General features: G+C 39.1%; 10 protein-coding genes. 4 read left to right on the forward strand and 6 right to left on the reverse strand.

Going from position 1 to position 10,106, the window contains the following annotated elements; translation table 11 throughout:
• Positions 1-615: 615 nt before the first annotated feature.
• Positions 616-1,005 carry a hypothetical protein gene (locus P2W72_RS14280; protein ID WP_276363877.1) on the reverse strand — a complete coding sequence of 130 codons (390 nt, stop codon included), beginning with the start codon at positions 1,003-1,005 and terminating at the stop codon, positions 616-618.
• Between the two features lie 328 nt (positions 1,006-1,333).
• On the opposite strand from P2W72_RS14280, the gene P2W72_RS14285 reads away from it, so the two are divergent.
• Positions 1,334-1,738: an EVE domain-containing protein gene (locus P2W72_RS14285; protein ID WP_276363879.1), complete on the forward strand. Its 405-nt coding sequence runs from the start codon at positions 1,334-1,336 to the stop codon at positions 1,736-1,738.
• 82 nt (positions 1,739-1,820) lie between these two features.
• On the opposite strand, the gene P2W72_RS14290 is transcribed toward P2W72_RS14285, so the two are convergent.
• The 3 genes from P2W72_RS14290 to P2W72_RS14300 form a co-directional block, all read right to left on the reverse strand.
• Complete coding sequence (locus tag P2W72_RS14290; RefSeq protein ID WP_276363881.1) at positions 1,821-2,351, reverse strand: acyl-CoA thioesterase; 531 nt, start codon at positions 2,349-2,351, stop codon at positions 1,821-1,823.
• A 335-nt stretch (positions 2,352-2,686) separates the two neighbouring features.
• Positions 2,687-3,982, reverse strand: a complete 1,296-nt coding sequence (locus P2W72_RS14295; RefSeq protein ID WP_276363883.1) for a DUF5103 domain-containing protein — start codon at positions 3,980-3,982, stop codon at positions 2,687-2,689.
• A 45-nt stretch (positions 3,983-4,027) separates the two neighbouring features.
• Complete coding sequence (locus P2W72_RS14300) at positions 4,028-5,944, reverse strand: ABC-F family ATP-binding cassette domain-containing protein (protein ID WP_276363885.1); 1,917 nt, start codon at positions 5,942-5,944, stop codon at positions 4,028-4,030.
• A 154-nt stretch (positions 5,945-6,098) separates the two neighbouring features.
• On the opposite strand from P2W72_RS14300, the gene P2W72_RS14305 reads away from it, so the two are divergent.
• Both P2W72_RS14305 and P2W72_RS14310 read left to right on the forward strand, forming a co-directional pair.
• Entirely contained in the window at positions 6,099-6,806 is a 708-nt protein-coding gene (locus tag P2W72_RS14305; protein WP_276363888.1) for a hypothetical protein, read from the forward strand.
• A gap of 267 nt (positions 6,807-7,073) precedes the next feature.
• The gene (locus tag P2W72_RS14310) at positions 7,074-7,283 is read left to right on the forward strand and encodes a hypothetical protein (RefSeq protein WP_276363891.1); all 210 of its coding nucleotides are present in this window, start codon (positions 7,074-7,076) and stop codon (positions 7,281-7,283) included.
• A 12-nt stretch (positions 7,284-7,295) separates the two neighbouring features.
• Here P2W72_RS14310 and P2W72_RS14315 read toward each other — a convergent pair whose 3' ends face one another.
• The gene (locus P2W72_RS14315; protein ID WP_276363894.1) at positions 7,296-8,045 is read right to left on the reverse strand and encodes an isoprenylcysteine carboxylmethyltransferase family protein; all 750 of its coding nucleotides are present in this window, start codon (positions 8,043-8,045) and stop codon (positions 7,296-7,298) included.
• A 159-nt stretch (positions 8,046-8,204) separates the two neighbouring features.
• Here P2W72_RS14315 and P2W72_RS14320 point away from each other — a divergent pair, with 159 nt between their 5' ends.
• Positions 8,205-9,227, forward strand: a complete 1,023-nt coding sequence (locus tag P2W72_RS14320; RefSeq protein ID WP_276363897.1) for a quinone-dependent dihydroorotate dehydrogenase — start codon at positions 8,205-8,207, stop codon at positions 9,225-9,227.
• 14 nt (positions 9,228-9,241) lie between these two features.
• On the opposite strand, the gene P2W72_RS14325 is transcribed toward P2W72_RS14320, so the two are convergent.
• Positions 9,242-9,820 (reverse strand): hypothetical protein, encoded by a 579-nt coding sequence (locus P2W72_RS14325; protein WP_276363900.1) that lies wholly within the window; start codon positions 9,818-9,820, stop codon positions 9,242-9,244.
• Positions 9,821-10,106: the final 286 nt, after the last annotated feature.

Consider the following 10,106-nt stretch of genomic DNA (forward strand, 5'->3'; position numbering starts at 1 on the left):
GTTTGTAGAAAGTTACCAACTCTTATTTACATGCCCCTGTGTGTGCTAAAATCTCATGTTCGCTTCATCTTACTAATATCATCATTAGTTTGCTTAAGAATGCGTTCATAATTCATCAGTTGTTGTAGACCGATGAAGTTCGTATTTAAACGGTGGGGTTAATTACTCCTCCGTTTTTTTGTGCACTCTTGTTGCCATTTTCTGTGTACTCTTATTTGCCGATTTCTGTGCAGTTGTAGTTACCGATTACACTTACGGATATAAAATCTGTAGATTTTACTGCAACTGAGGAGGAGATTAATGGCTTGTATGACACATTAAAAAAACAAATGGATGCTGAGAAGGGATCAGAGAAAGAATTGCAGCTCGGAAAGTCTGTTGTGAAATTTACAACTACAAGAGCAGTTGGAGTCTCATCATTGTCAATATGGGTTTCTCAAGGAGGGGTAACGAGTTATTTTTTGTTGAATTCTAAGCAATTGGATAAACTATTTGGGAAATAGGCTTAAGTTTTGACGGTTTAACTTCAGGAAAACTACAGTTTTTGAGCAAAAGATTATGTTAGCAAACCTGCATTCTTTTATATCTGAATTAACATCAATGTTATCTTAATGGTTATGATAAAGGATAATCACCAGACTTACTTTTATAAGTTGGTGGTGTTTCTGTTGTCGAAAAAGCAACGGGAATATTAAACTTTATTCGATTTTGATTTTGAATTGTGCTTAGTTCAGACATGCCTCCTCCGATTTTTAAAAGTCCAGCAATTTTTAACTCAGCTTTCTCATCTCCATTTTGATGTTCCTCGGCAATAACGGAGACATCAAATTCTAAATTTTGTATATAACGCCAACCATCAGTTCTTAATAATTTTTCGCCATTTTTTCCTATTTCAACTTTTTCCGGATTGACAATTACACCCTTTTCCTTAAGCTCTTCTTGGCTTTCAATTATCGCCAGGCTTATTGAAGATATTGTATTTTTTATAAAGTCTTTTAAGTCCATTTTCTAATTATATGATGAGCGTAGATGTTTTTTGAAGCGTTCAGTCTATTAAAATTACCATTAATTTTATACAATGATGATAAATCCTCCACAAGCCTACCGAATTCTGTAGGATTTCGAGCTCATTATCGCTCTTTTCTAATATGCTTATTACAAGTTAATTATCTTAAGCCAAACCGAAAATATTTACCTAAAAGACATTATCGGTCAATCTCTACTCAATTTGAACCTGCCTTTTCTTAGTCTGTTCCTGTTTTCTTTATCTTTATTGCCAATTAAGGATAATTCCGAATAAGACTCTTAAATCGTATCAAAAGCAAAGAAAAACATGAATTATTGGTTAGTCAAGTCAGAACCTTTTAAATACAGCTGGGATAAATTCAATAAAGATGGCCGTACCTTCTGGGATGGGGTGCGTAATTATCAGGCGAGAAATAATCTGAGGGAGATGCAGGAGGGAGATCTGGTCTTATTTTATCACAGTAATGAAGGGAAGGCAGTGGTTGGAATTGCTAAAGTAGTTAAAGAATCCTATCAGGATCCAACAACTGAGGATAAAAACTGGGTGGTGGTTGATCTGGAGCCGGTTGAAACACTAAAAAATCCGGTTACTCTGGAAACGATTAAAGCTGATCCGCGCCTGCAGAATATCGGACTGGTAAAGCAGGGCAGACTATCTGTGATGGGTATGAAGGCAGAGGAGTTTGACAGGATTGTAGAACTGGGAAGCTGAATTCCGGTTATCAGTTTCAGTTATCTGTTGTCTGCAGAAGGGCTGCTTCATTCAAGATGAGGCAGTCCTTTTAGCTTTTAGCTCAAATCCCCTCCTGGTTCAGGAAAATCGCCTTCAATTCTGTAGCATCATGCGCCTTCATTTTTCCTGCCAGAATAAGTCTCAGTTGACGACGATGCAGGGCACCATCATATAGTCTATATTCTTCTTCGCTTTCCGGTTTTATTTCAGGTGCTCTGAGCGTTTTACCATTGGCATCCAGAGCGACAAAGGTATAATAAGCTTCATTGGAGCGTACCCGGGTTCCTGAAGGGATATTTTCAGCATATACCTGAAGACGTACTTCCATCGAAGTGTGGAAGGCACGGGTCACCATAGCTTCAATGGTGATTACATCCCCGAGTTTGATCGGATGTTTGAAGGATACATTATCTACTGATGCGGTAACCACAATATTATTGCAATGTTTCTGAGCTGAGATTGCAGCAGCGATATCCATCCAGTGAAGCAGGCGTCCGCCCATTAGGTTGTTTAAGGGATTGGTATCGTTTGGAAGTACCAGCTCATTCATGATAGTGAACGACTCTTTCGGACTTTTAGTAGTTGTACTCATGTGGCAAAGGTAATGTTTCCGGATCAGATCCGAATCATTCCGGATCAGGTCCGGAATGACATTGGGAACGGGAGCAGACTGAAATTACCAATCAGGTGCAAAATGTTAAATGTCGACGATGGTTTTTTAAAGATGGTCTCGCAAAGACGCAAAGAGTATGATCTAAAACGAATATTCACAATTAACCCGTAAAGTTTTGCGTCTTAGCGACTCTTGCGAGAGGTAATTAAGAGTCAATGGTGGCATTTATGCCATCATGTACTAAGAAACAATCTCATTGAGAGGGAATTCATATCAGTTCCGGATTAAGTCCGGACTGACATTGAGTCAAGTTTTTAGCGTTTTACGGAATTGATCTGAGTAAATCCGATCAGCTCATCCCAACGGCTTCCAGGTTTACGGTAATAAAAAAAGATCTGGTAATTGTTTTCTGTTTCAAAATGAGAGCCATCGAATATCACATCATCGCGGGTTTTACCATCATCAGCAAGCCATAAGTAGTGATAATCGTATAAACCCTGCTTCACGAATATCTTTCCCGAAAACCTGCTTTGGGCTTCATTGTATTCCAGTTTGTCGGTTAGTTGATAATCGTTGAACTGCCCCACAACATAGGCCGAGCCATTAGGGCCAGGTTTTCGGGCTATCAGAGAAAGATTTACGGTAGCATAATCAGCATCAGTTCTGTTATCACGCCCGTCCTGATTTCTGATGTAAAAGGCGCCATTTTCATCATAAGTAAAGGTATAACCCGGATGGTTTTCAATACCATCATTCAAAAGATAAACCCTGTTTGCGGTATCCTGTTCAATTTTACCAACCCTCTCGGTACGGAAACGCAGACTGCGGATATCGAACCTTCTGAATTCATTTCCTGCTTTGAAATCCATTGATTTCATATCGTTATAAACTAACTGGCTGGCTCTTACAAATGCCGGACGATTCAGGGTTTGTGCATTATCATGTCTTCCATTCTGCATTACCCGCACTTTTGCATCCAGATAAGGATTGCTGATATTGATCTTCCCGTGATCGACAATAAGGTTTAGTTTCTGCATCTGATCCCGGTTGGCAACCGTATTTGAACGGGTGATCTCTGCTGCAATGCCAACCTGTGGATTCACTACAAAAAAGCGTTTGGTAATCAATAGTTTACGCTGATCGTTATCTTCGTAAACTTTCAAAATGTAATTGCCCGAAATCTTCGGCTTAATGGTTAAGTTGGGCAGGCTGAGTTCATAATGTGTAAACTTCTGCAGGGTATTGAATGAGTTGCGGTAATCGATGATGCGGTCTTCCGAGAAACCCTCCAGATAATCCATAGGAGAGAGCCGGCTGCTGTTCCATTCCGAATCGCAATGTTCAATGGAATAGGAGATGTTCCGGCTTCCTCCGCGAAGGTCATCAAAACTTAGCAGGAGGCTTTCACCACCGCCTGAAATATAAACTGGAAGGGATTGTTCTTTATTACGACTGTAGAACTCTACGGTTTTGATCTCGGGTATATAAATATGGTTTTCATACCTGATTATGCTTTGCGGCGTCTCTGCGGGGCGAATCCGGATTTTTTTTTGTGCCGGGCATATTGCGTAAATCAACAAAAATGAAAGCAGAACCGAAAGTTTCTTCATGTGATCAATATTTATAGTCCTGAAGATAAAAAGAAAGAGGGGATTTTATTTCCCCTCGAGTTCCATGATTTCTTCGGCCATGCGTTCCCATTCGGCCTGAGCTTTCAGTAAACGCGGACTCATTTGCTGATAACGTCTGTTTGCTTCAGAAAGTTTATCCGGATCACTGTAAATTTCAACTTTGGCCAGTTCATCCTCGGCATCCTTAACAGATTTTTCGAGCTCTGCGATCTCTTCTTCAAGTTTTTGAAGTGCCTGATTCAGCTTTTTAAGCTCATTGTTTTTATTTTCGGTCTGAACTTTAGGTTTTTCTTCCTTCTTTTCTTCCTTTTTTGGAGCTTCGGTTATGGTTTTAGGAATATAGGTTCGTTTGGAGTTCCATTCTTCGTATTCAGCATAAGTTCCGGGGTATTCCTTGATCTCCTGATCTTCAATAAACCAGATCTTGTTGGCTACATTGTCCAGTAAATACCTGTCGTGCGAAACCACAATGAAGGTGCCTTCAAATTGTTTTAGGGCCTGAATCAGGATATTTACAGAGGCAATATCTAGGTGGTTGGTTGGCTCATCCAGAATCAAAAAATTAGCATCTGCAGTAAGGGCTTTAGCTAATGCCACACGCGATTTTTCACCTCCTGAAAGCACCTTGATCTTTTTGAAAACATCATCACCGGTGAAGAGGAAACATCCCAGAATGGAACGTAACTCTGTTTCGGTATGCTTTGGAGCAAATGCCTGTAATTCCTGAATGAGGGTATTTTCCAGGTGAAGGGCCTCCAGCTGATGCTGCGCAAAAAAGGTCTGGGTTACATTATGCCCGGTTTCGCACATTCCGGTAAAGTTTTTGTCGGCTCCGGCAATGATCCGTAAAACCGTTGATTTACCCCGGCCGTTGGCACCGATGAGGGCAATTTTATCCCCCTTTTCAATAGTTGCGGTTGTGTTTTTTACGATCGGAACCCCCGGATAAGCTTTGGTCAGATCTTCAATACGTACCACATGCCTGCCGGATTGCTTGCTGAATTTGAAACTGAAGTTTACAGATGGGTTATCATCGTCCACATCATCCACACGTTCCATTTTTTCGAGGGCTTTGATACGTGATTGAGCCATTTTGGCTTTGCTTGCCTTGGCTCTGAAGCGTTCGATTAAACGCTCTTCCTGTCTGATTTTTGCCTGCTGGTTCTTAAACTGTCCGCTTTGGATCTCTTCCCTGAGTCCTTTTTCCTCTACATAAAAACTGTAATTTCCGGCATAAGGAATGAGTTTTCCTTTTCTTGATTCTACGATCTTTTTAACTACACGATCCAGAAAATACCTGTCGTGGGAAACGATCACGATCGCACCTTCAAAGGCCTGAAGATAGGTCTCCAGCCATTTGATGGAAGGTAAATCCAGGTGGTTGGTTGGCTCATCCAGCAGGAGGATATCGGGGTTTTGAAGCAAGATCCGCGCAAGCATCACACGCATACGCCAGCCTCCTGAAAACTCAGAAAGGGTACGGTGTGTATCTGTTTCACTGAAACCCAGACCCGCCATAATCTCGTGAGCGCGGTATTCAATATTGTATCCGTCGAGGGCCTCAAACTCATGCTGTTTATCACTGAGTTTGTTAAGCAGATCGTCGCTGTATTCTGTCTCCAGCTTTTTCAGAATGTCCTCAATTTCTGTATGAAGCTGATTCTGGCGTTCGAAGGCTTCCATCGCTACATGCAGTATGCTTTTATCCGACTGGTAGGATAGAAGGTCCTGATTCAGGTAACCGATCTTAATGTCTTTAGCCATTGAGATCGAGCCGCTTGTCGGAGAGTAATCGCCAACAATAATTTTTAAAAGAGTGGTTTTTCCGGTACCATTGGCACCAATTAATCCAATTTTTTCTCCGGGTTTTATATGCCAGTTCGCTTCGTCGTATAATGCCCTTGCACCGATCTCAAACGTGAGGTTATTTATTGCAATCATTTGCCGCAAAAGTACGGATTTTATGTTTCTATTTTTGATTTATGTGCTTATTCAGATCCTTAGGATGATAAAGTTTTCATCTTTGGCAACATTTTTGTGATTGATGCGTACTAAAGAATATATTTTAATACAAATATTACCTAAAACAATTACAATGAAAAACTACTTATTTAGCTATGGATCAGTGATACTGGTAGCCGGTCTGATCCTGTCATCATGCACCAAAGATAATTCGACCGGAGATGGTAAACTTTCTTATAAAGTTAAACCATCTAATTTTACAGCTTCTATTGGTCCGACAGCTTCAGGGAGCGGTTTAATTATTGGTATTAATTCAAACTCAAGTTTAACCTGGACATCGGGTAACATAAACGTTAGTGAAATTGATTTTGAAGCAGAAAGTAAGAACGCAGAGATTGAGTATGAGCTTAAACAGGCTTTTAATATTGATCTGTTTAATCTGAGCCCTGTTCTGGGAAGTATTACACTGCCAGATGCCACCTATGAAGAAGTTGAATTAAAACTGGTGTTGAGGAAATCAGCAACTTCCAATATTCCGCTTACCTTAAAGGGCTTATACACAGATGGCAGCGGTAATAAAGTTCCGGTTGAGTTTTACTTTAACGAGGATTTTGAGGCAGAGGTTGAGGCAGAAAATATTGTTGTTAGCGGCTCAAACGATTACATAGGTTTAATAAATGTTCAGCTGAATAAGTTTCTGACAAATGTTGTTTCTGCTGATTTAAGCGGAGCTACAAAAACCAACGGTATCATTGTGATTTCCGCCACTTCCAATATGGATTTATATGCTAAGTTAAAAGCAAACCTGAATGTATTTGCAGATTGCGATTTTGAAGATTAACTAAATCGTTAATATTTTAAATGGAGAGACTGTATTTAAATATGGTCTCTTTTTTTATGTCTGAAATTCTGTATTCAAATTAGGTCAATTTGGTATGATAAGAGAAGTTGTTTTAATTTAATCTGTCTGAATTCAGTATTAATTGCAAGATATCCAGAAAGATAGATGAAAGGTTTGGGTTTTGTTTATCCTATACGTACTGGTCAGGGATATCTCTCAGGCTATATAATTGAATCTAAAGTAATTTGACGCAGGTTAAATGTCTTTATGGAATGGATTTACAATTTCGGTACAGCAACAGATATTGCCTTGAGAATTCCTCTAATAGATCCGGAAAAAGATGAGTTAATAACAGACGATGATGAGAGGGTTGCTCGCTCAAGGAATGGTGTTGTTATAAACCTCAGAGCGGTAGACGGTGAAGATGGCAAGGTGAAAATCCGTTTAGGGGGAAAAACAGTGCAAACTTCTGAATAAACTTCTGCAGGTTTAAACCGGATCCTGCAGAAGTTTTGTTTGGTATTTCAGAAATTTTAAAATCAGGTAAGCTAAAACAGACAATGCTCCGGCAATATGCAGTACAATATTATATTCGGGAAGTACCTTCATCTGTTCTCCGATGATATCAAATAAACTGAAAATGATGAATACAGCAGAAAATCCGTTTTTTTCCTGGCGTAATACCTTCCTCCAGTTGAATTTATATTCATTTTTTACAAAATTTTTAAAATTTGGAACAACTACAGGAGTTTTTGCTGCCCAGTTGATATATGTATCACCAAATTTTGCTTTCAGAAACTGTTCTTCTGTAAAAATGATGCGCTCATAATACAGGAAATAGAGCAATATGAATGAGAATGTAAACCATAGATCTCCGGTGAGCATGGCAATGCCCAGCCACATGAAGAAATTACCTACATATAAAGGGTTACGCATGACCGAATAGATGCCTTTTGTATTCAATACATCAGCAACCTGTCTTTCAGTATTTCTACCGGAAGTATTTGGAGGAGTGAAACCTACGGTGTAAACACGAATAAAGAATCCGAATAAAGAAATCAATAAGCATCCAAGTTCATAAACATGCTCATAGACTGTTTGTTCTACGATCCAGTTAGAAGGATTGGCCTCATTTTGTACGAAAATGTACAGGCCTAAAATAAAAATTAAAAGAGGTAATATACTTCTGTACTTAAATAACCAGTGTCCCTGGCGTTCCATTTGATCTGTTAAAGCCATAAATTTTGAATTGTCATAAAAATGTAAATTAGGTTAAATAATCATTAAATCAATGTTAAGGCCGAAAAAAAGTAATTTATTTTAAAAAAATGATCCATAACAGTGTGGTAATTAAACCTTATTGGGTGCAATTCGGCCTTAAACTGTTAAATTTGCAATATGTATAAACTGATAAAACCTATTCTTTTCAAGTTTGATCCTGAAAATATTCATCATTTTGTAACAGGAAGTCTGCGTACCGCAAATCGTATCTGGGGTGTAAAATCCATGCTTAAACAGACGTTTGTTGTTGAAAGTAAGCAGCTGGAACGGGAAGTAATGGGTTTAAAGTTTAAAAATCCGCTCGGATTGGCTGCAGGTTTTGATAAAAATGGCAGTATGGTTGAAGAGCTGGCCCGGTTTGGGTTTGGATTTATTGAGGTTGGAACAGTTACACCTTTACCTCAACCAGGTAATGAAAAGCCCAGGATGTTCCGCTTACCTCAGGATAGTGCTTTAATCAATCGTATGGGTTTTAATAATCAGGGTGTTGATGTTGTAGCTCATCGTTTGAGTAAGCTTGATCGTAAAGGGCTGATTATTGGTGGGAATATAGGTAAGAATAAGATTACCCCGAATGAAGAAGCATTGAGTGATTATATCAAATGTTTCGATAGGCTTTTTGATGTTGTTGATTATTTCGTGGTGAATGTAAGTTCGCCTAATACTCCAGGATTAAGAGAGTTGCAGGAAAAAGAACCCCTGATGAATATTCTCAACTCATTACAGCAGAGAAACAAAAAGAATGATATATCCCGTCCTATTTTACTGAAGATAGCTCCTGATCTTACAAATTCACAACTGGATGATATCATTGAAATTGTTCGCGAGACGAAGATCGCGGGGGTAATTGCCACAAATACCACTATTTCAAGAGAAGGACTTGCTGCACCCCAAAGTTTAAGTTCACAGACCGGGGGATTGAGCGGTAAGCCTTTAACAAATCGTTCAACCGAAGTGGTGAAGTATCTGGCTGATCATTCGAATAAGGAATTCGTGATTATTGGAGTAGGAGGAATACACTCGCCCAAGGATGCGCTGGAGAAGATTGATGCCGGAGCTTCGCTGGTGCAGATTTATACCGGGTTTATCTATGAAGGTCCGGGCTTGATCAAACGTATATTAAGGGCATTCTTACGTTAAAATACAAAGTGCTCTTAACCTTTTAGTTCTTTGTGGTATTCTTCAAAAGCATCCTGACCGCCAAACCATTCCATTACAGTTAGTTTATCCAGTAGTTTGCTTTTTCTTCCGATCAGATTTCTGTAAGATGAATAAGGATAAGCTGTAAAGTCATTGATGAACAGGTGCTTCTCAGGGTTTAAATGGATATAGCGGACTAACTGAAGTAAATAAGATTTTTCACTGATCTCCACTCGTCTGAAAGGCGTTTCAAATAACCCCCCTGTTCTTAGGAAGCGTTTATTGATTGCTTGTGCATAGCTGTTAAACATGTGGCTGAATTGCATACTGATGATTTGTCCGGGGTTATATTCTTTTTTAAAATGTCTGATATTTCTTAGCGTTGCATCATCTTTTGTTTTGATCAGAAGATGAAAGTGGTTTTTCAGCAGGCAATAAGAATAAGTGTAGGCGATGGGATCAATATATTTGAAATATAGTTTCAGGAAATAATGGTAGTTGCTCTTTTCTTTAAAAAGATTTTCCCGGTTAATTCCGCGGTTGTAGATGTGGTAATGTGTGTCTGGTAATAAAGGCAGGATGTTTTTTTTCATCGTTCACTGAATTTCATCGTTCGTAAAAATATTTTTTATCGTTGTTTACCGCTGACAGGGTTTAAAACCCTGTCAGCGGTAAGGTATAAGGTTAAAATGTTTATGATGAAATAAAAATATCGCGAACAGATCCCGAAGGGCCTTAAATAGTTTTATGAATTAGTTTACGGTAGTAAATCTCAAATTAAAGGACAAAAAAAAGTCCCGGTCTGTTCAGGAGGGCACTGAAAAAGTCCGTTAATTATTAACGGATAAGGAAAGGAGTAGAAAGCATGGTTTTCTGCTC

The organism is Daejeonella sp. H1SJ63 (assembly GCF_029360775.1).
Taxonomy (GTDB): Bacteria; Bacteroidota; Bacteroidia; order Sphingobacteriales; family Sphingobacteriaceae; genus Daejeonella.